This is a genomic window from Streptomyces erythrochromogenes (assembly GCF_040684695.1).
Taxonomy (GTDB): Bacteria; Actinomycetota; Actinomycetes; order Streptomycetales; family Streptomycetaceae; genus Streptomyces; species Streptomyces erythrochromogenes_C.
In genome coordinates this window covers 202,299-226,747 of sequence record NZ_JBFBGM010000013.1, presented here as the reverse complement: position 1 = coordinate 226,747, position 24,449 = coordinate 202,299, and the positions used below count along the sequence as shown (strand labels likewise).

Here is a 24,449-nt window from a genome sequence, read left to right as displayed (position 1 = left end):
ACCACGTGCATGATCGGAGTCGGGCATGGACGACTATCCACTTCTCAACCTCTTCTGGACGATGCTGTGGTTCTTCCTCTGGGTGATGTGTTCCGCCGCACCACGCTGGATACGCACTATGGCTGACCGTACGTCAGACCCCGGGGGGTGTCGTCCCGTCGGGTCAGGGGGCCTTGCCCACGCCGGCCGCGCCGCCCGCGTCGACCTCGGCCACGTCGCCCTCGACGACGGCGCCGGTGCCCTTCTTCGACCCCCGCAGCCGCTTCTCCAGCCAGGAGGCCAGGGTGGTCAGGGCGAAGTTCACCACGATGTAGATCAGGGCGATCACGAACATGGTCGCGATGGTGTTGCTGTAGTTCGCCGCGATCTGCCGGTTCATGGAGAGCAGTTCTGCGAAGCCGAGCAGGGCGCCGCCGAGCGCGGTGTCCTTGAGGATCACGACGAGCTGGCTGACCAGCGCCGGCAGCATGGCCGTGACGGCCTGCGGCAGCAGCACGTGGGTCATGGTCTGGCCCTTGCGCAGGCCGATCGCCTTCGCGGCCTCCGCCTGCCCCTTCGGGAGGGAGAGGACGCCCGCCCGGACGATCTCGGCGATGACGGCCGAGTTGTACAGGACCAGGCCCGTGACCACGGCCCAGAACGGGCGGGTGTCGGAGGGCACGTCCATCAGCTGGGGGGCGTACAGCGCGCTGCTGAACAGCATCAGCATCAGCACCGGGATGGCGCGGAAGAACTCCACCCACGCGCCGACCGCGGCCCGTACGCCGGCGTGGTCGGAGAGCCGGCCGATGCCCAGCAGGGCGCCGAACGGAAGGGCGATCACCATGGCGAGCGCGCCGGCCTTGAGGGTCTCCATCAGGCCGGGGATCAGGTAGGTGGTCCATACCTGGCTGTCGGTGACGAAGGGGGTCCACTTGTCGGCGTCGAGCTGGCCCTTCTCGGCCATGAGGGACAGCGCCCACCACAGGACGAGCCCGAACAGGACGACGAAGATCCCGCTGTAGATCCAGTTGCGCACCTTGGCCCGGGGGCCGGGGGTGTCGTACAGCACGGAGCTCATCGCTTCACCGCCACTCGCTTGGACACCCAGCCCAGCAGCAGGCCGGTGGGCAGGGTCAGAAGGACAAAACCGAGGGCGAAGACCGCGAAGACGGCGAAGACCGCCTGGGCCTCGTTCTCCAGCATCTCCTTCATCAGCAGCGCCGCCTCGGCCACGCCGATGGTCGCGGCCACCGTGGTGTTCTTGGTGAGCGCGATCAGTACGTTGGCGAGCGGTGCGACGACCGCCCGGAAGGCCTGGGGGAGCACGATCAGGGTGAGCACCTGGAAGAAGCTCAGGCCCAGTGCGCGGGCCGCCTCGGCCTGGCCGACGGGCACGGTGTTGATGCCGGAGCGCAGGGCCTCGCAGACGAAGGTGCCGGTGTAGGCGATCAGTCCGAGGACCGCGAGCCGGAAGCCCGTCTCCTTGAACGTCTCGCCGCCCAGGTTGATGCCGAGGGTCTGGCTGAGACCCAGCGAGCAGGCGATGACCACCAAGGTCAGCGGGGTGTTGCGCACGAGGTTGACGTACGCGGTACCGAAGCCCCGCAGCAGCGGGACGGGGCTGACCCGCATCCCCGCCAGGACGGTGCCCCAGATCAGGGATCCGACCGCCGAGTAGAGGGTGAGCTGAACCGTCACCCAGAAGGCTCCGAGCACGTCGTACTGCCCGGAATCAAGAAAATCGAACACGATGCCCTGCGCTCTCCCCAGGATGGCCGGTGAGGTGCGCCGCCGCCCGCGGCAGGCGGGCGGCGGCGCCACTCACCGATGAATCAGCTGCCTTCGGTGATCTGCGGGGCAGGCTCGCTCTTGAAGTTGGCCGGGCCGAGGTTCTTGTCCACGGCCTTCTGCCAGCTGCCGTCCTCGACCATCTTCTTGAGCGCGGCGTTGATCTTGGTCTGGAGCTCCTTGTCGCCCTTCTTCAGACCGATGCCGTAGTTCTCGTTGCTCAGGTTCAGGCCGACCAGCTTGAACTTGCCCTTGTTCTTCTCCTGCGCGGCGTAGCCGGCGAGGATCGAGTTGTCCGTGGTCAGCGCGTCCACGGCCTTGTTCTCCAGGCCGGTGAGGCACTCGGAGTAGCCGCCCTGCTCCAGCAGGTCGGCCTCGGGGGCCAGCTTGGTCTTGACGTTCTGCGCGGACGTGGAGCCGGTGACCGAGCAGAGCTTCTTCTTGTTGAGGTCCTCGGCCTTGGTGATCGAGGTGTCGTCGGCGCGGACCAGCAGGTCCTGGTGCGCGAGGAAGTACGGGCCGGCGAAGTCGACCTTCTCCTTGCGCTTGTCGTTGATCGAGTAGGTCGCGACGACGAACTTGACGTCACCGTTGGAGATCAGGTTCTCGCGCTCGGCGCTGACGGCCTGCTTGAACTCGATCTGGTCGGGCTGGTAGCCGAGCTCCTTGGCGACGTAGGTCGCGACATCGACGTCGAAGCCCGTGAACTTGCCGTCCGGGGTCTTCAGGCCCATGCCGGGCTGGTCGTACTTGATGCCGACGACGATCTTGTCCTTGGCGGCACCGGACGCACCGCCGTCGGAGGCGGCGTCCTGCTTGCTGCCACCGCACGCGGTCGCGGTCAGGGACAGGGCGACGGCGACTGCCGCGGCCGCAGCGGCCTTGGAGATCTTCATGGTGAACTTCCCTCGGATGAGACGTTGTTGAACGACGAGCGACGCTTACGGCGCACGCGCGGCCGACAGGAACCGTTCCGGCAGTGATCCGCATACGGATGACTACCAGACGTGAACCTCAGTGGTGCAGGATCTTCGACAGGAAGTCCTTCGCCCGATCACTGCGCGGGTTGCTGAAGAACTGCTCGGGGGTGGCCTCTTCGACGATCTTTCCGTCGGCCATGAAGACGACCCGGTTCGCCGCGGAGCGGGCGAAGCCCATCTCGTGCGTGACGACGACCATGGTCATCCCCTCGCGGGCGAGCTGCTGCATGACCTCCAGCACCTCGTTGATCATCTCCGGGTCGAGGGCCGAGGTGGGCTCGTCGAAGAGCATCACCTTCGGCTCCATCGCGAGCGCCCGGGCGATCGCCACGCGCTGCTGCTGGCCGCCGGAGAGCTGCGCCGGGTACTTGTCGGCCTGCGTGCCGACGCCCACCCGCTCCAGCAGGGACACCGCCTTCGCGCGGGCCGTGGCCGGGTCGATCCCGCGGACCTTGAGCTGGCCCAGCATGACGTTCTCCAGCACCGTCTTGTGCGCGAAGAGATTGAACGACTGGAACACCATGCCGACGTCGGCACGCAGACGGGCGAGCTCCTTGCCCTCGGAGGGCAGCTCCTTGCCGTCGAGCGTGATGGTGCCCGAGTCGATGGTCTCCAGACGGTTGATGGTCCGGCACAGCGTGGACTTGCCCGATCCCGAAGGACCGATCACCACGACCACCTCGCCGCGGGCAATGCTCAGATCGATGTCCTGAAGCACGTGCAGCGCGCCGAAGTGCTTGTTGACGTTGCTCAGCACGACCAGGTCGTCCGCGGTACCGGCCGCGTCCTGAACGTCCTTGGTCACTGATACTCCGCTCATCGGCTTCTAGCTCCGTCCTCCTCGGTTGGGAGGACAGTAGTGACGTCCCGCGCACAACGTCATCACATCTGAGGGAGAATTGAGCATAACGATCCGGCCTCTTGCGGATACGCTCCGTGCGCGGCGCCGCTGAAGTCGATCATGCGCGCGTACCGGGTGCATAACGGAAGGCGCGCCGCGGCGGAACCCTCTTGACGTGGGACTCCGCATGGGCGTGGATGCAGGGTGGCCTTTTCTGCGGCCATGCGCGTGGCACTGACCAGCCGCCGGAGTCGAGAGAGAAGAGGAGAGGGGGACGACATGAGACTGCTGCTCGTCGAGGACGACGACCACGTCGCCGCCGCCCTGTCCGCGATCCTCGCCCGGCACGGCTTCCAGGTCACCCATGCCCGCAACGGCGAAGAGGCCCTCCAGGCGCTGCTGCCCGCCGGCGCCCCGCCCTTCGGCGTGGTCCTGCTCGACCTCGGCCTGCCCGACCAGGACGGCTACGAGGTGTGCGGGAAGATCCGCAAGCGCACCGCCACGCCCGTCATCATGGTCACCGCGCGGGCCGACGTACGCTCCCGCATCCACGGCCTGAACATGGGAGCCGACGACTACGTCGTCAAGCCCTACGACACCGGCGAGCTCCTCGCCCGCATCCACGCCGTCGCACGGCGCACCGGGGCCTCCGAGGAGGCGGCCGCCACCGGGACCGGTGCTCCCACCGTCGTCCGCCTCGGCCCCGTCAGCATCGAGCTGCCCAACCGCCGCGTCAGCGTCGACGGCACCGACGTGCCCCTCACCCGCAAGGAGTTCGACCTGCTGGCCCTGCTCGCGCAGCGGCCCGGCGTCGTCTTCCGCCGCGAGCAGATCATCAGCGAGGTGTGGCGCACCAGCTGGGAGGGCACCGGGCGCACCCTCGAGGTCCACGTCGCCTCGCTGCGCTCCAAGCTGCGCATGCCGGCCCTGATCGAGACCGTCCGAGGGGTGGGCTACCGGCTCGTCGCCCCGACCGCCCCCTAGGAAACGCCTGCCGTGCGCGCCCGTCTGCTCCCCCTGCTCGTCATCCTGATGGCGGGCACGCTCCTCGCGCTCGGCTTCCCGCTCGCCGTGAGCCTGGCCGCCGGGCAGCAGCAGCGGGTCGTGGTCGACCGCATCGACGACAGCGCCCGCTTCGCCGCCCTCGCCCAGTTCGTCATCGACGCCCAGGGCGCCGGTTCCACCGACGCCGACGAGCGCCGCGAGCTGCTCCAGCTCGAACTCGCCCGCTACCAGGAGCTGTACGGCATCCGCGTCGGGGTCTTCTACCGCGACGGGAACGCCCTGGCCCGTTCCCCGGGCTGGTGGCAGCTCCCCCGCTCCGGTGAGGGCTACAAGGCCCTCCAGGAGGCGCTCGCCGGGCGGCGCAGCCACGACCCGCCGCAGGTGTGGCCCTGGCAGGCCGACGGCAAGCTGCTCGTCGTCTCCCCGGTGGTCCTCGACGGCGACGTGGTCGCGGTCATCGCCACCGAATCGCCGACCGACCTCATGCGCGGCCGCATCCTGCGGGGCTGGCTGCTCATCGCCGGCGGCCTCGCAGCCGCCATGCTCGTCGCCTTCGGCGCCGCCCTGCGGCTCACCAGCTGGGTGCTCAAGCCCGTGCAGACCCTGGACGCCGCCGCCCACGGCATCGCCACCGGGCGGATGAACTCCCGTGTCGCGGCCGCCAGCGGCCCGCCGGAACTCCAGCGCCTGGCCCACTCGTTCAACGAGATGGCCGACAACGTCGAAGAGGCACTGGAGCAGCAGCGGGCCTTCGTCGCCGACGCCTCGCACCAGCTGCGCAACCCCCTCGCGGCGCTGCTCCTGCGCATCGAGCTGCTCGCCCTCGAACTGCCCGAGGGCAACGAGGAGATCGCCTCCGTACGGACCGAGGGCAAGCGCCTGACCCAGGTCCTGGACGACCTCCTCGACCTCGCGCTGGCCGAGCACGCCTCCGCCGAGATCAGCCTCACCGACATCGGCGCGCTGGCGGCGGAACGGGTCGCCTCCTGGCGGTCGTACGCCGAGGAGAAGGGCGTCCGGCTCACCGAGACGGGCCGGACCGCCGTCACCGGCTGGGCCGACCCCATCGCCCTGTCCAGCGCGCTCGACGCCGTCATAGACAACGCCCTCAAGTTCACGCCCGCCGGTGAGGAGGTCGAGGTGTCCGTCTCGGCCGAGGGCCGCTCGGTCCGCGTGGTCGTCGCCGACCGCGGCCCCGGCCTCACCGAGGACGAGCTGCAGCGCGTCGGCGACCGGTTCTGGCGCAGCGGCCGCCACCAGAACATCAAGGGCTCCGGGCTCGGCCTGTCGATCTCCCGCGCCCTGCTCGCCGCGGGCGGCGGGACCCTCTCCTACGAGACGAATCCGCCGCACGGGCTGCGGGTGACCGTGACCGTCCCGCGCACCGGCCCCGAGACCGTCTGACCCCTGGTGTCCGGCCCCGATGCCCGGTCCCTGCCGGGCTACGGCTCCCAGGGCAGCACCGCGCGGGCCGGCGCGGACGCCGCGTACAGCTCGTCGACGGCCCGTACCTCGAAGACGGCCGCCCGTTCCCGGCCGGCGCGCGGGACCCCGGGCAGGTAGAGGGCGGTGCCGCAGGTGCCGCCGAGGAAGCGGCGGCCGCCGTCGGGGAGCACCCGGTGCACCTCGTGGTGGCGGGCCCGCCCGCCCGCACCGGCCGCCGCGGCCCGCCCGGACAGGCGCAGCCAGGCCCGGCCGTCCTGGCGGGCCGCGGCGTCCACGGCGGCCGCGGTGGGCGGGGCCGGGCGCCGGGTGCGGGCGCCGTCGTGCACCGACAGGGCGCCGAGCCGCCACACCACCGGGCTCCCCGCGGGCGCGGTGATCCGTACGGCCAGGGCGTACGCGGTCCTGCCCGCCAGCGGCGCGAGCGCGGCCCGTGCGGTGCGCCAGCCCGCCCCGGCGTCCGTGCTCCCGGCCCGCAGCCAGGTGTAGGGGACCGGTCCGCCCGGGGCGGACGGCTCCCGCGTGGCCACCCCCACCTCCACCGCGACCGGACCCGCCCCGCTCGCGTGCACCAGCTCCACGACGCTCGCCCGGGTCAGCGGCAGCCGCGTGGCGTGCAGGCCCACGGCGACCGGAGCCGTCAGGGTGCCCGAGACCAGCAGGCTGGAGCCGCCGCGCCAGGCGTCCGCGAAGTCCAGGGTGACCGACGGACGGCTTCCGGCCGTGTCCACCGCCCAGCGGCGGCCCGGCAGCCGGTCCTGCAGTCCGAGGTGGTTCCAGGGGGTGTCGGAGGCCACCCGGCCGTCCTCGTACCAGCGCAGTCCGTGGCCGGTGTTGAAGGAGCAGGCGAAGGGGAGCCCGGCGACGGTGGACCGGTCGGCGACGGCCGTCGCGGGAGCCCGCCAGGAGCCCTCGGGGGCCGGCCGGGCCGGGTCGAGGGACTCCCCGGTCCAGAACCGGTCGTCCGCGTGGTGGAAGGCGCCGGGGGAGCGGTCGGTCAGGTGGTTGCGCGTCCACTCGGGCCGGTAGAAGCCGTAGCTGACGACGTGGTCGCCCGTCCGGGGGAGGATGGCGTCCCAGCGGACGTCGGCGTTCCAGCCCCGCGACTCCGTGTCCACGGCCGCCCACAGCTCGTGGCGCGAGCGCCCCAGCCGGTCGGCGAGCGCGCCGGAGGCGGCCAGCGTGTCCGGGGTCCAGCGGAAGTCCACGAACAGCGTGTCCGCCACCTTGCCGGCCCGGTCCTCGTAGAACTCCTGGTTGAGGGCGTTCAGGGCACCCTGCCAGCCGACCCGGCCGGTGCTGTTCATGGCGTCGTACCAGGTGATCCGCAGACCGTGCGGCTCGCCCGCCGCCCGCAGGGCCCGTAGGAACTCCCTCATCCGGGTGGCGAGGGCGCTGTCGCCGCCGTCGGTCTCGGCGTTGACGAACCAGCCGTCGAAGCCGTACGCGCGCGCCACCCGTACGAGCTGCTCCGCGATCGGGAAGCGGCCGAGGGAGTCGCGCTGCACCAGGTCGCGGGTCCACTGCAGGTCGCCCCCGTAGGCCACGGGCGGCAGGAAGACGTTGCCCAGCACCCGGACCCCGTTGCGGTGGGCGGCGTCGACGACGGGCGCGTTCGGGGCCAGGACGATCCCCTCGCCGGCGGAGCCGCCCCAGAAGACCAGCTCGTCGATGTACGCCCAGTGCGTCAGCGCGTAGTAGTCGGCGGTCGGGGAGCCCTGCGAAGGGTTCTGGGCGGTCGGCGCGAAGGACACGAGGGAGGCGATCCGGGCCTGGCCGGCGCGGGCGGTCCCGTTGGCCGGGACAGGGGTGAACCGCTCGGCCAGCGGCACGGTCGCGGTGTTGTGGGCCAGGTCGGGGTCGTCCTCGGGGGTCCACCGGCTGAGCGAGCGCCACACGATCCCGGGGCCCGGGACGCCCGCCGGGAGGGAGTCCGGGAACCAGTAGGAGGCGTACGGAGCCAGGGCGTCCGGGGCCGCCCCGGTCCCGGGCGCGGCCGCCGCCGGCCCGGCGGCGGGGGCCGCGGCCCGCGCACGGCCGGCCACGCCCAGCAGCGCGGCGGCGCTGGCCCCGGCGGCCAGCACTCTGCGCCGGGTGGGTCGTAACGGGACGGGCGGCGTACGGGGGACAGCGCCGTGGTCGGTCTCGTACATGCGGGGCATGCGGGACATGTGGGGCATGCGGGGCTCCTCGCGAGATGGGTGGGCGGGCGGGCTCGGGTGTGCGGGTCCGGGCGTGGGGTGGGGGTTCGGGTCACAGCACGTCGCGCACGCGCAGCACCTCGGTGATGCCGCGCGCCGCCAGATGGGCCGGGTCGCCGGCACGCTCCGCCAGCACCACGGCGGGGCGCGCCCCCTGGGCCGTCAGCACGGTCCAGGCGTCGAAGAAGGCGCCGCCGGGGGCGCACACGGAGCGGCCGGGGGCGCGCTCCGCCCCGCCCACGTCCACGGCGAGCGCGGTGGAGCGGGCAGCGGGCCGGTGCACGCGTCCGCGCCACTCCTTGGCGATCCGGGCGAGGGCGGCGCCGGCCGGCTTGGTCCTGCCGTCGTTGGTGAGCAGGCCGAGGCCGTACTCCAGTTCCGGGAAGTCGGCGAGCTCCCGGGACACGTCGTGCGAGCACCACCAGGTCACGCCCCACACATCCGGGCAGTCCAGCGCGTTCACGACCGTGGCCTCGGTGAACCGCGCCGCCTCCGCCGGCCCGATCAGCGGCGCCGGGGCGCCCGCCTCCTGCAGCCACACCGGCCGGCGCGGGTCCGCGGCCCAGGCCTTGGAGAGTTCGATCAGGTACGCGGCGTGGTGCTCGGTCGCCGTCCCGTGCGCGCCGTGCCGCTGCGCGGTGCCGTCGAACACCCAGGAGTGGACGGCGGTCGCCCCGCCCAGCCCGGCCGCCTGGGCGGGCGTGAAGGGGTGGTCGTCGCGGTACCAGACGGCGTCGTACTCGGCGTGCAGGTGGAGACGGCCCGGCGCTCCCCGCTCGCAGGCGGCGAGCATCCGCTCCAGCCAGTCGGCGGCCTGCGCCGGGGTGATGCGGTCGGGGTCGGGGTGCGGGGCGCCGGAGAACTGGTTGATCTCGTTGCCGACGGTCATCCCGAGGAAGTTCGGCCGGTCGGCGAGGGCGGCGGCGAGCGTACGCAGGTACTCCTCCTGCCCGGCGACCACGTCGGGGTCGGTGAAGAGGTTGCGCCGGTGCCAGGTCCGGGTCCAGGCGGGCAGGAAGTCGAAGCTCGACAAGTGCCCCTGCAGGCCGTCCACGTTGACGTCGAGCCCGCGCTCGGCGGCCGCGTCCGCGAGCGCGACGAGCTGCTCGACGGCGCGCGGCCGGATCAGCGTGCGGTTCGGCTGGAAGACCGGCCACAGCGGGAACACCCGGACGTGGTCCAGTCCGAGCGCGGCGATCGCGTCGAGATCGGCCCTGACCGCGTCGAGGTCGAAGTCGAGCCAGTGGTGGAACCAGCCCTGGGCCGGCGTGTAGTTGGCACCGAAGCGGAGCGCGTGATCCTGCACGAGGCGTCCTGGGGTTCTGGAGTCTGCACGAATTCACCGGACGGCCCACAAAATGCCGGTGTGGATGCGGAAAGTCAACAGGGCCTCATCCACTTCCACTTATGCGCTTCAGTCCAGTCCGGGCAAGGGTTCTGCTCTGAACTGCCCTGGCAACTAATGCGGTTTAGCGCTGGCGGAGATCAGGGAACTGTGCGGAAATGGACAGCGGATTTCCGGTCATGGCGGCCGGCCGCGGCGGCGGTCGGTGCCTGCCGGGACCCCTGCCGGATGCGGTGACCGGGGCTGTCGGCCGGGGCCGGATCGCGTACGGTCCGGCCAGTGTCGTCCGCAGTCCGCAGCTCGCGGTCCGCAGCCCGCAACCCGTACCGCATGAAGGATGGATGAGGCAGGCCATGGCCCGCAGACCCACGATCAAGGACATCGCCCGGCGGGCCGGAGTGTCGGAGAGCGCCGTCTCCTTCGCGCTCAACGACCGGCCGGGCGTGTCGAAGGACACCCGGGCCCGGATCCGCCGCGTCGCCGAGGAACTCGGCTGGCAGGCCAACAGCGCGGCCCGGGCCCTGTCCGGCGAGCGCTCCGGAGCCGTCGGGCTCGTCCTGGCCCGCCCCGCGCACACCCTCGGCGTCGAGTCCTTCTTCCTCCAGCTCGTCTCCGGCATCCAGGAGGTCCTCGCCGCCGCCCGGACCGCCCTGCTGTTCCAGGTCGTCGAGGACGTGGACGCCGAATGCGCGGTCTACCGCCGATGGTGGGCCGAACGGCGCGTGGACGGCGTGCTCGTCGTCGACCCGCGTACGGGGGACCCGCGCCCCGCGCTCCTGGCGGAGCTGGGCCTGCCCGCGGTCACCATCGGCGAGCCCGGCTCCCCGGCCGAGCCCGTGAGGAGCCCCGCGCCCGTACCCGCCCCCGCGACGGTCTCCTCGGTCCGGGCCGACGACGCGGGCGCGATGGCACAGGTCCTGGACCACCTCCACGGGCTGGGCCACCGCCGGATCGTCCACATCGCGGGGCTCCCCGGCCTCGCCCACACGGTCCGCCGGATCGAGTCCCTGCGGACCGAGGCGGAGCGCCGCGGCCTCGGCCCTGACCACGTCCGCTCGGTGGTCACCGACTACTCCGACGCCGAGGGCGCGGCCGCGACCCGCCGGGTCCTCGCCGAGCCGCAGGCCCCGACCGCGCTCGTCTACGACAACGACGTGATGGCCGTCGCCGGCAGTGCGGTCGCCGCCGAGCTGGGCATCCCCGTGCCGGACCGGCTGTCGATCGTCGCCTGGGACGACTCCGCGCTGTGCCGCGTCACCCACCCCCGCCTCACCGCCCTCGTCCGCGACACGGCCGGCTTCGGACGGCTGGCCGCCGAAGAGCTCCTGTCCGTCCTCGCCGGCGGCCCGCCCGGGGTCCGCGAGAGCGAGCGGCCGAGGCTGGAGCCCCGCGACAGCACGGCGCCGCCCCCGGCGCATACTGATGCCTGACCCCTTCCTGGAGCCGCCACCGTGATCACTCCCGCCGCCGCCCCGTCACCCGCACCGCGCGCCGCCGCAGCGGCCGCCGGACCGACGGTGGCGATCGACATCGGTGGCACGAAGATCGCCGGTGCGCTGGTGCACCCCGACGGCACGATGACGGCCACCACCCGCCGCCCCACCCCGCGCGGAGTGGACGCCGAGGGCGTCATGGCCGCGGTGGCCGAGGTCGTCGCCGATCTGTCCGCGTCGCCGCTGTGGGCTTCCGCGGTCCGCTGCGGGATCGGCAGCGCCGGCCCGGTGGACACCTCCCGTGGCACGGTCAGTCCCGTCAACATCGGGGCGTGGCGGGACTTCCCCGTCCAGGAGCGGATCGCCGCGGAGCTCGCCGCGCGCGGGGCCGGGCTGCCGACCGTGCTGGCCGGTGACGGGGTGGCGATGACCGCGGCCGAGCACTGGCTGGGCGCGGCCCGCGGGTACGCGAACGCCCTGTGCATGGTGGTCTCCACGGGCGTCGGCGGCGGCCTGATCCTGAACGATCAGCTCCACCCCGGTCCTACCGGCAACGCGGGCCACATCGGCCACATCAGCGTGGCCTTCGACGGCGAGCCGTGCGTCTGCGGCGGCCGCGGCTGCGTCGAGTCGATCGCCTCCGGCACGGCGATCGCCCGCTGGGCCCGCGAGCAGGGCTGGACCCCGTCGGAGGGCTCCGGACCGGGCGGTTCCGACGGCGCGAACGGCGACGGCGGGCGGATCACCGCGCGGGACGCCTCGGCGGCGGGCGTGGCCGCGGCCGCCGCACAGGGCGACCCGATCGCCCTCGCCGCCTTCGACCGCGCCGGCCGCGCGCTGGCCGCCGCCATCGCGGCCAGCGCCACCCTCGTGGAAACGGACATCGCGGTCATCGGCGGCGGAGTCGCGGCCGCGGGGGATACCCTCTTCGGCCCGATCCGCACCCACCTCGCGCAGTACGCCACGCTCTCCTTCGTCCAGGGGCTCCAGGTGGTGCCGGCGACCCTGGGCACCCACGCGGGCCTGATCGGGGCGGCCGCGGCGGCGACGATGCTGCTGCCCCCGTCCGCGTGAACGTCAGGGCTTGACGGACCGGTAGTACCGGCCGGCTCCCTCGTGGAGCTCCAGGGGATCGGTGTAGATCGCCGTGCGCAGGTCCACCAGCTGCGCCGCGTGCACCGCCCGCCCGACCGTGTCGCGGCTGCCGATCACCGTCCGGGTCAGCCGCTCGGTCAGCTCGGGATCGGCCTTGGCCGTGGTCACCAGCAGGTTCGGCACGGCCAGCGTGGTCACCGAGCTGGTGTTGCGCGCCCGGCTGTAGGCGTCCTGCGGCATGACCGCCGTCCGGTAGTAGCGCGCCGGGCTGCCACTCCCCTGGAGCTGCTCCACGAGGTCGCCGAGCTGCACCAGCCGGATGTCGAAGCGCTCGGACAGCTCCTTCACCGCGTTCGTCGGCAGGCCGCCCGACCAGAAGAAGGCGTCGATCCGCCCCGCCTCCAGCTCGGTCGGCATGGTGTCGATGCCGATGGACACCGGTGTCAGGTCCAGGACGGGGTCGATGCCGGCCGCGGTGAGCAGCCGTTCCGTGACGAGCCGCACCCCGGAGCCGGGCTGGCCGATCGCCACCCGCTTGCCCCGCAGGTCCCGCGCCGACTGCACCGTGGACCCCGCGGGCACCACCAGCTGCACGTAGTCGTCGTAGAGCCGCGCGCATCCGCGCAGCAGGTCCGCGCCGGGCTTCCCGTCGAGCCGGTACTTGGCGACCGCGTCCGCCGTGGCCACGGTGAAATCGGCCTCCCCGGTGGCCAGCCGCTTCAGGTTCTCCTGCGAGCCCTCACTGGTGATCAGCGTGACGTCCACCCCGGGCATGTCCTGCCCGAGCGCCCGCTGCAGGAGCTGTCCGTACCGGTGGTAGACGCCGGTCCGCGCGCCCGTGCTGAAGGTCAGCTCGCCCTCCGGCTCGGACTCCCCGAACGGTTTCAGCCACCACGTGAGGACGCCGAGCACGGCGAGTACGGCCACCAGGACCCGCAGGGCGTGGCGCCTGCTGATCCGGGGCGGTACGAGAGGCATGGGCGCGATCCTGCCACCCGTCCGCCGTCCTGTCACGGCGCGGGACGTCCGCGGCCCCCGCCCACGACCGTCGCCGACGCCCCTGACCTGCGGCTCGTCCGCTTCGACCGGCTCCCGCCCGGGGACCGGGCGCACGGCGACCGGAGGGCTCCCGTCCACCGCCTACCCTTGTTGCATGACCAGCAGCGACCGGAGCCAGGCAGTGGACGAGAAGCGAAGCTACGAGGTGCGCACCTACGGGTGCCAGATGAACGTGCACGACTCGGAGCGGCTCTCCGGTCTGCTGGAGGACGCCGGCTACGTCCGCGCGCCCGAGGGCTCCGACGGCGACGCCGACGTCGTGGTCTTCAACACCTGCGCGGTCCGCGAGAACGCCGACAACAAGCTGTACGGCAACCTCGGCCGGCTCGCCCCCATGAAGACGAAGCGCCCCGGCATGCAGATCGCCGTCGGCGGCTGCCTCGCCCAGAAGGACCGCGACACGATCGTCAAGAAGGCCCCCTGGGTCGACGTCGTCTTCGGTACGCACAACATCGGCAAGCTCCCCGTGCTGCTGGAGCGCGCCCGCATCCAGGAAGAGGCGCAGGTCGAGATCGCCGAGTCGCTGGAGGCCTTCCCCTCCACGCTCCCGACCCGCCGCGAGTCCGCGTACGCCGCCTGGGTCTCCATCTCCGTCGGCTGCAACAACACCTGCACCTTCTGCATCGTCCCGGCGCTGCGCGGCAAGGAGGAGGACCGCCGGCCCGGCGACATCCTCGCCGAGGTCGAGGCCCTGGTCGCCGAGGGCGTCTCGGAGATCACCCTGCTCGGCCAGAACGTGAACGCCTACGGCTCCGACCTCGGCGACCGCGAGGCCTTCAGCAAGCTGCTGCGCGCCTGCGGCCAGATCGAGGGCCTGGAGCGGGTCCGCTTCACCTCCCCGCACCCGCGCGACTTCACGGACGACGTGATCGCGGCGATGGCCGAGACCCCGAACGTGATGCCGCAGCTGCACATGCCGATGCAGTCCGGCTCGGACCCGATCCTGAAGGCGATGCGCCGCTCGTACCGCCAGGAGCGCTTCCTCGGCATCATCGAGAAGGTCCGCGCCGCGATCCCGCACGCCGCGATCTCCACCGACATCATCGTGGGCTTCCCCGGCGAGACGGAGGAGGACTTCCAGCAGACGATGCACGCCGTGCGCGAGGCCCGCTTCGCGAACGCCTTCACCTTCCAGTACTCCAAGCGGCCCGGCACCCCCGCCGCCGACATGGACGGGCAGATCCCCAAGGAGGTCGTGCAGGACCGCTACATGCGCCTGGTCGCCCTCCAGGAGGAGATCTCCTGGGAGGAGAACAAGAAGCAGGTCGGCCGCACCCTGGAGGTCATGGTCGCGGAGGGCGAGGGCCGCAAGGACGGCGCCACGCACCGCCTGTCCGGCCGCGCCCCCGACAACCGCCTGGTCCACTTCACCAAGCCGGAGCAGGAGGTCCGCCCCGGCGACGTGGTCACCGTGGACATCACCTACGCCGCGCCGCACCACCTGCTGGCCGAGGGCCCGACCCTGACCGTGCGCCGCACCCGCGCCGGCGACGCCTGGGAGAAGCGCAACGCCGCCCCGGCGCAGCCGGCGGGCGTCATGCTGGGCATCCCGACGCTGGGCGTCCCCGCGCCCCTCCCGGCCGTCGCCTCCGGCTGCTCGGTGCCCGCCTCCTCCTGAGGCCGTACCGGCCTCCTCCCGGGGCTGCGGGGCTGCGGGGCGCCCGTCCGGCTAGGCTGCGGATCATGCTCGTAGCCGCCGCCGTCTGTCCCGCCCCGCCGCTGCTCGTGCCGGAGGTCGCCGCGGGCGCCGCCGCCGAACTCGGCGACGCCCGCACCGCCTGCTCCGACGCGCTCGCGGTGCTCGCCGCCTCCCGGCCCGATCTGCTGGTCGTGGTCGGAGCCGCCGTCGAGGGCGGTGGATACGACCAGGGCACCCCCGGCAGCTTCGCCGGCTTCGGCGTGGACCTGACCGTCACCCTGGGCCCCGACCAGGGCGAACCGCCGAGCGGCCACGCCACCGGGACCACCCTCCCGACGTCCCTCGCGGTGGCCGGCTGGCTGCTCGGGCAGGCCCGGTGGGCGGCCTCCCCGGTCGCGGGCGTGGCCGTCGCCGAGCACCTGCCCCCGAGCGGCTGCGGCCTCCTCGGCGCGGACCTGGGCCGGTCTGCCGACCGCGTGGCCATGCTGGTCCTCGGCGACGGCAGTGCCTGCCGCACCCTCAAGGCCCCCGGCTACCTGGACGAGCGCGCCGAGGGCTTCGACGCCGCCGCCGCACGCGCGCTGGGCGCCGCAGACGCGGCAGCGCTCGCCGCGATCGACGCCGGGCTCGCGGCGGAACTCCAGGCCGCCGGCCGGGCCCCCTGGCAGGTGCTGGCCGGCGCCGCCGAGGGCGCGGACCTCGCCGGACGGCTGCTGTACGAGGACGCCCCGTACGGCGTCGGGTACTTCGTCGCCACCTGGTCGTAGAGGCCGTACCGGTCGTGGCGGCCGTAGCGGTCGTGGCGCCGGAACGCCGAAAGGGGCGCGGAGCCGGCATCAGCCGGTTCCGCGCCCCTTTTCGTGACCGTGTCAGGAGGCGGCCGGCGGCGTCGGCCCGCCGGGGGCGTCCTTGTGCGCGATCTTCCCCAGGGCGTCCTTCGCCTTGCCCGTCCCGCTCGTGATCTGGCCGCTGTACTTGCCCTTGGTCTTGGAGTCCACGGCCTTGGCGACCTTGTCCAGACCCTCGCTGATCCTGCCCTCGTGCTGGTGCGCGAGATCGCCGACCTTGTCCTTCGCCGGAGCGAGCTTGGCCTTCAGATTGTCCAGCAGGCCCATGGGTCACCTTCCGTTGGCGTGTCCTACGTACGGGCGCCCTCGCCGGCCTCGCTGTCCGCGGCCACCTCCGCCGACTGCTGCTTCGGAATCTCCACGGCTTCCACCACCGGCTCGCTCTCCGCAACAGCAGGCTCGGCCTGCTCGGCCGCACCGGACTCCGCCGCCGGAGCCGCGGCCGCGACCTCCTCGGTCACGGCCTCGTCCTTACGACGAAAAAACCGATCAAAAACGCCCATGTCTACTCCCGTAACGTTACTCGTGCGAGTGAAGTTCCGCGGTGACCGAACCGGCCTGAGCCGGGCCCGCGCCGGGCGTGCGCACGGCGCACTCCCGGCCGGAACCTCGCCAGGGCAACGACCCCGTTCCCACCCCGTCACGTAGCTCGATCGGGTACATGCCCGGGCGTTTGCGAGACTGGGGCAGTGAGGAAAGCAGCCCCCGCCCCGCGGGTCATCGCCGTCGTCGGTCCCACCGCGGCAGGAAAGTCCGACCTGGGCGTAGCCCTGGCCCGCCGGTTCGACGGCGAAGTCGTCAACGCCGACTCCATGCAGCTGTACCGGGGGATGGACATCGGCACCGCCAAGCTGACGACCGAGGAGCGCGGCGGTGTCCCGCACCACCTCCTCGACATCTGGGACGTCACCGACACCGCCAACGTCGCCGAGTACCAGCGCCTGGCCCGTCTGGAGATCGACAGACTGCTCGCCGAGGGCCGCACCCCCGTCCTCGTCGGCGGATCCGGCCTGTACGTGCGCGGCGCCCTGGACGTCATGGAGTTCCCCGGCACCGACCCCGAGGTCCGCGCCCGGCTGGAGGAAGAGGTCACGCTGCGCGGCCCCGGGGCCCTGCACGCCCGTCTCGCTGCCGCCGACCCGGAGGCCGCCCGGGCCATCCTGCCCAGCAACGGCCGGCGCATCGTCCGCGCGCTGGAGGTCATCGAGATCACCGGCAAGCCGTTCACCGCGAACCTGCCCGGCCACGAGTCCGTCTACGACACCGTCCAGATCGGCGTCGACGTGGCCCGGCCCGAGCTCGACGAGCGGATCGCGCTGCGCGTCGACCGGATGTGGGAGGACGGGCTGGTGGACGAGGTCCGCGCGCTGGAGGCCCGCGGGCTGCGCGACGGGATCACCGCGTCCAGGGCGCTGGGCTACCAGCAGGTGCTGGCCGCGCTCGCCGGGGCGTGCACCGAGGACGAGGCCAGGGCGGAGACCGTCCGGGCGACCAAGCGGTTCGCCCGCCGTCAGGACTCCTGGTTCCGCCGTGATCCGCGCGTCCACTGGCTCAGCGGGGCCGCCGCCGACCGGGCGGAACTCCCCGGACTCGCCGCGTCGTTGGTCGAACGAGCGGTTACAGCCTGATCACGTGATGGCATCGGGACGCCCCGGGCGCCCGTAGCGGGGTCGAGGGCGTGCCATCATCAAACTCCAGCGGGTGCGATCACCTGCGATGCATGGCGGCGTACTGAGTCCGAGTGGGGAGGGCGCGTGGCGATGGAGGCCGGCCCTCGCGACACCGGGCGGGACGACACCCGGCGGGAAGCGGACCCGATGCTTCTCGGCGGGACGGACGGGACCGCAGGCCTCGGCCTGCCCGCCGAACCCGCACGGCTGACCCCCGACGGCCCGGACGCCCCGGACACCGCCGAGGCCGAGGCGGCCGCCGGACCCGCGTTCGAGGTCGAGCTGCGACCGCAGCGCCGCCTGCGCGTCTGGCAGATCGCCCCCATCGTGATGCTCGCCGCCGCCGGTTCGCTGATGTTCGCCTTTCCCCTGGCCTTCGAGTTCGGCGACGGCGGAGCCGTGGTCGCCATGCTCGGCTTCCTCATCAGCTGCTGCGCCGGAGGCTGGGGGATGATGGCCGCCCGACGGGTCGGCTACACCTGGCCCGGCCTCCCGGCCAGGGGGAGCGGCCGCCGCCCCGACTGGCGCATGGCCGCGCTGTACGCCGTGGTCGCACTGGTCGTCGTAGGCCTCGCCGTGTACCGGGTCGCCCGGCTCCGCTGACCGCCTCCGGGCCCGCCACCGGACCCGCCACCGGGGCCCGTGACCGCCCCCGGGGGCCCCGGCTCCCGTACCCGCCGCCGGGTGATCGCCGCCGGGCCGCGCGGCGCCTCTGAGCAGGGGCTCGGTACCATGGCGGGGTGACGCAGACCACCCTCTCCTTCCTCAAGGGCCACGGCACCGAGAACGACTTCGTGATCGTCCCGGACCCGGACAACGCCATCGAGCTGCCCGCGTCCGCCGTCGCGAAGCTCTGCGACCGGCGCGCCGGCATCGGCGGCGACGGGGTCCTCCACGTCGTCCGGTCCGCCGCGCACCCCGAGGCGGCGCACCTGGCCGACGAGGCGGAGTGGTTCATGGACTACCGCAACAGCGACGGCTCCGTCGCCGAGATGTGCGGCAACGGCGTGCGCGTCTTCGCCCGCTACCTGCAGTACGCCGGCCACGTCGAGCCGGGGGACCTCGCCGTCGCCACGCGCGGCGGAGTCAAGCGCGTGCACCTCGACAAGGCGGGCGACGTCACCGTCTCCATGGGCCGCGCCGCGTTCCCCGAGGGCGAGGTCACCGTCAGCGTCGGACCGCGCAGCTGGCCCGCCCGCAACGTGAACATGGGCAACCCGCACGCGGTCGCGTTCGTCGAGAGCCTCGACGACGCGGGGAACCTTCTCACCGCCCCGCCGTTCAGCCCGGCCTCCGCCTACCCGACGGGTGTCAACGTCGAGTTCGTCGTCGACCGCGGCCCCCGGCACGTCGCCATGCGCGTCCACGAGCGCGGCTCCGGCGAGACCCGGTCCTGCGGCACCGGCGCCTGCGCCGTCGCCGTGGCCGCCATCCGCCGCGACGGCGCGGACCCCGCCACCACCGGCGAACCGGCCACGTACACCGTCGACCTCCCCGGCGGGACGCTCGTCATCACCGAACACCCCGACGGTCGGATCGACATGACCGGACCGGCCGTCATCGTGGCCGCCGGTGAGTTCGACGAGGCCTGGCTCACCGAAACGGCTTTCTCCTGAAGCTTCCCTCTAATGGGTGATCCGTTTCACGCTGCGCGAGAGGTGGACTGCGCCACGTGGTGGGGTCGGTAACATCAGGCACCGGCCCTGAGGGCTCACCCCATGCCCACCACCGCCGGTCGAAGCCGCCGGAGGTGCCCATGAGTGCAGAGGCCACGAACCCCGAAGCACACCCCGAAGCGCGCCCTGAGCTCCGCAGACGGGGCCGGAGCAGGCTCGATCTGCGCCGGCTCGGGCGTGCCGCGCTGCTCGGGCCGACGTCCCGGGACCGGCTCCCGGACGCGATCGGCCATGTCGCGGAAGCCCACCGCGCCCACCATCCGGACGCCGATATGTCCATTCTGCGGCGCGCCTATCTGCTCGCGGAGAGCTCCCACCGCGGCCAGATGCGAAAAAGTGGTGAGCCGTACATCACACATCCGCTCGCCGTTACCCTGATCCTCGCCGAACTGGGCGCCGAAACCACGACCTTGACGGCCTCCCTGCTCCACGACACCGTCGAGGACACCGACGTGACCCTCGATCAGGTCCGTGCCGAGTTCGGCGACGAGGTCTGCTTCATCGTCGACGGCGTCACCAAGGTCGAGAAGATCGACTACGGCGCCGCCGCCGAACCGGAGACCTTCCGCAAGATGCTCGTCGCCACCGGCAACGACGTCCGCGTGATGTCCATCAAACTCGCCGACCGGCTGCACAACATGCGCACCCTGGGCGTGATGCGGCCCGAGAAACAGGCCCGCATCGCCAAGGTCACGCGCGACGTCCTGATCCCGCTGGCCGAACGGCTCGGCGTGCAGGCGCTCAAGACCGAGCTGGAAGACCTCGTCTTCGCGATCCTGCACCCCGAGGAGTACGAGAGCACCCGCGCCCTCATCGCGGCCCACGCCGGCGAACGCGACCCGCTGCCCGGCATCGCCGACTCCGTACGGACGGTCCTGCGCGAGGCCGGCATCGCCGCCGAAGTGCAGGTCCGGCCGCGGCACTTCGTATCCGTGCACCGCATCTCCCGCACCCGCGGCGAGCTGCGCGGCTCCGACTTCGGCCGCATCCTCATCCTCGTCGGCGAGAACGCCGACTGCTACGGCGTCCTGGGCGAGCTGCACACCTGCTTCACCCCGGTCGTCTCGGAATTCAAGGACTTCATCGCCACCCCGAAGTTCAACCTCTACCAGTCCCTGCACACCGCCGTGGCCACGCCCGAGGGCTACGTGGCCGAGGTCATCGTGCGCACCCGGCAGATGCACCGCGTCGCCGAGGCCGGCGTGGTCGCGCTCGGCAACCCGTACGCCACCGCGACACCGGACGCCGCCGCCGACCCGGACGAGGAGCGGGTGGACCCCACCCGGCCCGGCTGGCTGTCCAGGCTGCTCGACTGGCAGCAGTCCGCCCCCGACCCCGACACGTTCTGGACCGTGCTCCGGGCCGAGCTGGCGCAGGACCGGGAGATCACCGTGTTCCGGGCCGACGGCGGCACCCTCGGCCTCCCGGCCGGTGCCAGCTGCATCGACGCCGCCTACGCACAGCACGGCGAAGCGGCCCACGGCTGTATCGGCGCCCGCGTGAACGGGCGCCTCACCTCCCTCTCCTCGTCGCTCTCCGACGGCGACACCGTCCAGCTCCTGCTCGCGCAGGACGCCTCCTCCGGGCCCTCCGCCGAGTGGCTGGACCATGCCCGCACGCCCGCCGCCCGCATCGCCATCAGCAGCTGGCTCGATTCCCATCCGGACCGCGCCATGGCCACCACCTCGGCCGCGCGGGCACCGCTGTCGGTCGTCGGAGTCCGGGGCGGCGGGGCCAACGCCGTGGCCGACCTGCCGGACGCCACCGTCCGGCTGGCCGGCTGCTGCACCCCGGTCCCGCCGGACGCCGTCGCCGGCTTCCTGGTCCGCGGCGGCGCCGTCACCGTGCACCGCGTCCAGTGCGCGGCCGTCGCACAGATGCGCGCCGTGGGCCGGACCTCCGTCGCCGTGCACTGGCGGGCCACCGCGGACTGCCGGGTCACCCTGCTCGCTGAATCGTTCGGCCGCCCCCACCTGCTGGCCGACCTGACCGAGGCCATCGCCCGCGAGGGCGTCGAGGTGGTCTCCGCGACCGTCGAACCACCGGTCGAGGGACGGGTCCGGCACACCTACACCCTCCAGCTGCCCGACGCGGCCGGGCTGCCCGCGCTGATGCGCGCCATGCGGGACGTGCCGGGCGTCTACGACGTCAGCCGCGCGTAGGCCCGTACGGCGCCGGAAGGTCCCGTTCGGGTGGACCCGTCGCGCGCCGTACGCGGTGCCGCGGCGGGCGCTGGTAAGCGGTGGTGGATGCAGCTTTCCTCCCCCCGCCTGCGCGCCGCCCTGCTCGCCGCGGCCTCGCTCACCCTCGTCGCCGCAGTACTGCCCCCGCCGAAGCCCCTGGGCATCGGCGACCGGCTCTTCCCCGAGCTCGGCAACCCCGGCTACGACGTGCTCGCGTACGACCTGTCCTTCACCTACAAGGACAACCGGACCCCGCTCGACGCGGTCACCGTCATCGACGCCCGGGCACTGGAGCCGCTGGAGCGCGTCAACCTGGACTTCACCCACGGCAAGGTGGCGTCCGCCGAGGTCAACGGGGAGCCCGCGCGGTTCGAGAGCGTGGGGGAGGACCTCGTACTGACCCCGGCGCGCGCGGTCGCGGAAGGCGGCGCGCTGCGCATCACGGTCCGGCACACCAGCGACCCGCGCGGCCGCGGGGACGGCGGCTGGGTGCCCACCGAGGACGGCCTGGCCATGGCCAACCAGGCGGACGCCGCCCACCGCGTGTTCCCCTGCAACGACCACCCCGCCGACAAGGCCCTCTTCACCTTCCGGATCACCGCCCCCGCCGGGCTCACGGCCGTCGCCAACGGGCTCCGGGCGGCCCCTGCCCGGCGCACGGGCCCCTCCACGACGTGGACGTACCGGACCCGGCACCCGATGGCCACCGAGCTGGCCCAGGTCTCCGTGGGCCGCTCCGCCGTCGTCCACGGGACCGGCCCGCACGGACTGCCGCTGCGCGACGTGGTGCCCGCCGCCGACCGGGAGCGGCTCGACCCCTGGCTGAAGAAGACCGCCGGGCACATCGCGTGGATGGAGGAGCGGGTCGGCCGCTACCCCTTCGAGAACTACGGGGTGCTGATCGCGCGGGCCACGACCGGCTTCGAGCTGGAGACGCAGACCCTCTCGCTCTTCGAGAGCAGCCTGTTCTCCGGCGAGGGCTACCCCGAGTGGTACGTCGAGGCGGTGATGGTCCACGAGCTCGCCCACCAGTGGTTCGGCGACAGCGTCAGCCCCCGCACCTGGTCCGACCTGTGGCTCAACGAGGGACACGCCACCTGGTACGAGGCCCTGTACGCCGACGGGCTCGGCAAGTACTCCCTGGAGCGGCGCATGCGCGAGGCGTACCAGCGCTCCGACCAGTGGCGGGCGGCGGGAGGCCCCCCGGCGGCTCCGAAGGCGGCCGCGCCCGGCGAGAAGATCGGGCTGTTCCGGCCGGTGGTCTACGACGGCGCCGCGCTGATCCTCTACGCGCTGCGGCAGGAGATCGGCGCCCCGGCCTTCGAGCGGATCGAACGGCGCTGGGTCACGCAGTACCGGGACGGCATCGCGGGCACGGCGGACTTCGTACGCCTGGCCTCGCAGGAGGCGGGCCGCGACCTGGGGGCCTTCCTGGAGCCGTGGCTGTACGGGGCGAAGACCCCGCCGATGCCGGGACACCCGGAGTGGAGCGCTCCGGCGGCGGCGGCGGACCGGGCAGCGCCGGGCAAGGCGGCTCCGGGCGGGGCCGCCCCGGGCGGGGCGGCGGCTCCGGGCCGGGCCGGGTCCGACGGGAAAGGGGTGTGACCGCCGAGGAACGGGCATGTCACCATCGACGGGTCCGTTCGGGGAATCCCCGGGCGGTGTGACACGTTGGACGTGACAGCCCCCGTGTCCCCGCCAGGCGTGACACCGCTATTCGAATCGACGTAAGGATCCAATGACCTCCTCTTCTTCCCCTTCCCAGGACGCGCGGGACGCATCTGACGTGCGTGACTCGCAGAGCTTCACCGAGAGCCTTCGGGCCGATGCCCTGATGGAAGAGGACGTCGCCTGGAGCCACGAGATCGACGGAGACCGGGACGGCGACCAGTTCGACCGCTCCGAGCGCGCGGCCCTGCGCCGCGTGGCCGGTCTCTCCACCGAGCTCGAAGACGTCACCGAGGTCGAGTACCGACAGCTCCGCCTGGAGCGCGTCGTGCTCGTCGGTGTCTGGACCTCCGGCACGGTGCAGGACGCGGAGAACTCCCTCGCGGAGCTCGCCGCCCTCGCCGAGACGGCGGGTGCTCTCGTACTGGACGGCGTGATCCAGCGCCGCGACAAGCCCGACCCGGCCACCTTCATCGGTTCCGGCAAGGCCCGCGAGCTGCGTGACATCGTCATGGAGAGCGGCGCCGACACCGTCGTCTGCGACGGTGAGCTCAGCCCCGGTCAGCTCATCGCCCTCGAGGACGTCGTCAAGGTCAAGGTGGTCGACCGGACCGCACTGATCCTCGACATCTTCGCCCAGCACGCCAAGTCCCGAGAGGGCAAGGCGCAGGTCGCGCTCGCGCAGATGCAGTACATGCTGCCGCGACTGCGAGGCTGGGGTCAGTCGCTGTCCCGCCAGATGGGTGGCGGCGGCGGTGGCGGCATGGCCACCCGAGGCCCCGGTGAGACCAAGATCGAGACCGACCGGCGACGGATCCGCGAGAAGATGGCGAAGATGCGCCGGGAGATCGCGGAGATGAAGACCGGCCGTGACATCAAGCGGCAGGAACGGCGCCGCAACAAGGTGCCCTCGGTCGCCATCGCCGGCTACACCAACGCGGGCAAGTCCTCGCTGCTCAACCGCCTCACGGGCGCGGGCGTGCTGGTGGAGAACGCACTGTTCGCCACCCTCGACCCGACCGTGCGCCGGGCCGAGACGCCGAGCGGCCGGGTCTACACCCTGGCCGACACCGTCGGCTTTGTCCGGCACCTGCCCCACCACCTCGTCGAGGCCTTCCGCTCCACGATGGAGGAGGTCGGCGACTCCGACCTGATCCTGCACATCGTCGACGGTTCGCACCCGGCGCCGGAGGAGCAGCTGGCGGCCGTGCGCGAGGTGATCCGCGAGGTCGGCGCGGTGAACGTGCCCGAGATCGTGGTGATCAACAAGGCCGACGCCGCCGACCCGCTCGTCCTGCAGCGGCTGCTGCGGATCGAGCGGCACTCCATCGCCGTCTCGGCGCGGACGGGCATGGGCATCGAGGAACTCCTCGCGCTCATCGACTCCGAGCTGCCGCGGCCCGAGGTCGAGGTGGAGGCCCTGGTGCCGTACACCCGCGGATCGCTGGTGGCCAAGGCGCACGCCGAGGGCGAGGTGATCTCCGAGGAGCACACCGCGGAGGGCACCCTGCTCAAGGCGCGCGTCCACCAGGAGCTGGCGGCGGACCTGGCGCCGTACGCGCTGGCGAAGCAGTAGCAGTAGCCGTCACGGGT

21 protein-coding genes are annotated in these 24,449 nt (G+C 72.8%); 12 read left to right on the top strand and 9 right to left on the bottom strand.

The features are described 5' to 3' along the window. Positions 1–163: 163 nt before the first annotated feature. The 4 genes from AB0O53_RS20895 to AB0O53_RS20880 all read right to left on the bottom strand — a co-directional run bounded on the left by AB0O53_RS20895 (position 164) and on the right by AB0O53_RS20880 (position 3,570). On the bottom strand, positions 164–1,060 hold the full coding sequence (locus AB0O53_RS20895) for an amino acid ABC transporter permease (RefSeq protein WP_351000870.1): 897 nt from the start codon (positions 1,058–1,060) through the stop codon (positions 164–166). After that, a complete protein-coding gene (locus AB0O53_RS20890) occupies positions 1,057–1,731 on the bottom strand; it encodes an amino acid ABC transporter permease (RefSeq protein WP_351000867.1) in 675 nt (224 codons plus the stop codon). The genes AB0O53_RS20895 and AB0O53_RS20890 overlap by 4 nt, the downstream gene beginning before the upstream one ends. 83 nt (positions 1,732–1,814) lie before the next feature. Further along, a complete protein-coding gene (locus AB0O53_RS20885; protein ID WP_351000865.1) occupies positions 1,815–2,666 on the bottom strand; it encodes a glutamate ABC transporter substrate-binding protein in 852 nt (283 codons plus the stop codon). A gap of 118 nt (positions 2,667–2,784) precedes the next feature. Continuing rightward, on the bottom strand, positions 2,785–3,570 hold the full coding sequence (locus AB0O53_RS20880; protein WP_351000862.1) for an amino acid ABC transporter ATP-binding protein: 786 nt from the start codon (positions 3,568–3,570) through the stop codon (positions 2,785–2,787). Between the two features lie 300 nt (positions 3,571–3,870). Here AB0O53_RS20880 and AB0O53_RS20875 point away from each other — a divergent pair, with 300 nt between their 5' ends. After that, on the top strand, positions 3,871–4,575 hold the full coding sequence (locus AB0O53_RS20875; RefSeq protein WP_351000859.1) for a response regulator transcription factor: 705 nt from the start codon (positions 3,871–3,873) through the stop codon (positions 4,573–4,575). A gap of 12 nt (positions 4,576–4,587) precedes the next feature. Beyond that, the gene (locus AB0O53_RS20870; protein ID WP_351000856.1) at positions 4,588–6,000 is read left to right on the top strand and encodes a sensor histidine kinase; all 1,413 of its coding nucleotides are present in this window, start codon (positions 4,588–4,590) and stop codon (positions 5,998–6,000) included. Positions 6,001–6,038: 38 nt separating this feature from the next. On the opposite strand, the gene AB0O53_RS20865 is transcribed toward AB0O53_RS20870, so the two are convergent. Continuing rightward, complete coding sequence (locus AB0O53_RS20865) at positions 6,039–8,192, bottom strand: endo-beta-N-acetylglucosaminidase (protein ID WP_365197353.1); 2,154 nt, start codon at positions 8,190–8,192, stop codon at positions 6,039–6,041. Positions 8,193–8,292: 100 nt separating this feature from the next. Then, the gene (locus AB0O53_RS20860) at positions 8,293–9,546 is read right to left on the bottom strand and encodes a glycoside hydrolase 5 family protein (RefSeq protein ID WP_351000854.1); all 1,254 of its coding nucleotides are present in this window, start codon (positions 9,544–9,546) and stop codon (positions 8,293–8,295) included. Between the two features lie 392 nt (positions 9,547–9,938). Here AB0O53_RS20860 and AB0O53_RS20855 point away from each other — a divergent pair, with 392 nt between their 5' ends. Both AB0O53_RS20855 and AB0O53_RS20850 read left to right on the top strand, forming a co-directional pair. Beyond that, complete coding sequence (locus AB0O53_RS20855) at positions 9,939–11,015, top strand: LacI family DNA-binding transcriptional regulator (RefSeq protein WP_351000851.1); 1,077 nt, start codon at positions 9,939–9,941, stop codon at positions 11,013–11,015. Positions 11,016–11,102: 87 nt separating this feature from the next. Then, positions 11,103–12,092 carry an ROK family protein gene (locus AB0O53_RS20850; RefSeq protein WP_365197350.1) on the top strand — a complete coding sequence of 330 codons (990 nt, stop codon included), beginning with the start codon at positions 11,103–11,105 and terminating at the stop codon, positions 12,090–12,092. Positions 12,093–12,095: 3 nt separating this feature from the next. Here AB0O53_RS20850 and AB0O53_RS20845 read toward each other — a convergent pair whose 3' ends face one another. Continuing rightward, positions 12,096–13,091: a TAXI family TRAP transporter solute-binding subunit gene (locus AB0O53_RS20845; protein ID WP_351000848.1), complete on the bottom strand. Its 996-nt coding sequence runs from the start codon at positions 13,089–13,091 to the stop codon at positions 12,096–12,098. 175 nt (positions 13,092–13,266) lie between these two features. On the opposite strand from AB0O53_RS20845, the gene miaB reads away from it, so the two are divergent. Both miaB and AB0O53_RS20835 read left to right on the top strand, forming a co-directional pair. Next, entirely contained in the window at positions 13,267–14,790 is a 1,524-nt protein-coding gene (gene miaB / locus AB0O53_RS20840; RefSeq protein ID WP_351000846.1) for a tRNA (N6-isopentenyl adenosine(37)-C2)-methylthiotransferase MiaB, read from the top strand. Positions 14,791–14,855: 65 nt separating this feature from the next. Then, the gene (locus AB0O53_RS20835) at positions 14,856–15,578 is read left to right on the top strand and encodes a class III extradiol ring-cleavage dioxygenase family protein (RefSeq protein WP_351000843.1); all 723 of its coding nucleotides are present in this window, start codon (positions 14,856–14,858) and stop codon (positions 15,576–15,578) included. A gap of 102 nt (positions 15,579–15,680) precedes the next feature. Here the strand turns inward: AB0O53_RS20835 and AB0O53_RS20830 are convergent, their stop codons facing one another. Beyond that, positions 15,681–15,926, bottom strand: coding sequence for an antitoxin (locus AB0O53_RS20830; RefSeq protein ID WP_351000840.1), 246 nt, complete (start codon positions 15,924–15,926; stop codon positions 15,681–15,683). A gap of 23 nt (positions 15,927–15,949) precedes the next feature. Beyond that, the gene (locus AB0O53_RS20825; protein ID WP_403141336.1) at positions 15,950–16,120 is read right to left on the bottom strand and encodes a gliding motility protein; all 171 of its coding nucleotides are present in this window, start codon (positions 16,118–16,120) and stop codon (positions 15,950–15,952) included. A 228-nt stretch (positions 16,121–16,348) separates the two neighbouring features. Between AB0O53_RS20825 and miaA the strand changes: the two genes are divergently transcribed. From miaA to hflX, 6 genes are all read left to right on the top strand, one after another. Beyond that, positions 16,349–17,287, top strand: coding sequence for a tRNA (adenosine(37)-N6)-dimethylallyltransferase MiaA (miaA, locus tag AB0O53_RS20820; RefSeq protein WP_351000834.1), 939 nt, complete (start codon positions 16,349–16,351; stop codon positions 17,285–17,287). Between the two features lie 132 nt (positions 17,288–17,419). Continuing rightward, on the top strand, positions 17,420–17,932 hold the full coding sequence (locus tag AB0O53_RS20815) for a hypothetical protein (protein ID WP_351000946.1): 513 nt from the start codon (positions 17,420–17,422) through the stop codon (positions 17,930–17,932). Positions 17,933–18,069: 137 nt separating this feature from the next. Beyond that, positions 18,070–18,945 (top strand): diaminopimelate epimerase, encoded by an 876-nt coding sequence (gene dapF / locus AB0O53_RS20810; protein WP_351000832.1) that lies wholly within the window; start codon positions 18,070–18,072, stop codon positions 18,943–18,945. 140 nt (positions 18,946–19,085) lie between these two features. Next, entirely contained in the window at positions 19,086–21,167 is a 2,082-nt protein-coding gene (locus tag AB0O53_RS20805) for a RelA/SpoT family protein (RefSeq protein ID WP_351000830.1), read from the top strand. Between the two features lie 87 nt (positions 21,168–21,254). Beyond that, positions 21,255–22,793: a M1 family metallopeptidase gene (locus tag AB0O53_RS20800; RefSeq protein WP_365197324.1), complete on the top strand. Its 1,539-nt coding sequence runs from the start codon at positions 21,255–21,257 to the stop codon at positions 22,791–22,793. Positions 22,794–22,926: 133 nt separating this feature from the next. Next, on the top strand, positions 22,927–24,432 hold the full coding sequence (gene hflX, locus AB0O53_RS20795; RefSeq protein ID WP_359125164.1) for a GTPase HflX: 1,506 nt from the start codon (positions 22,927–22,929) through the stop codon (positions 24,430–24,432). Positions 24,433–24,449 lie beyond the last annotated feature (17 nt).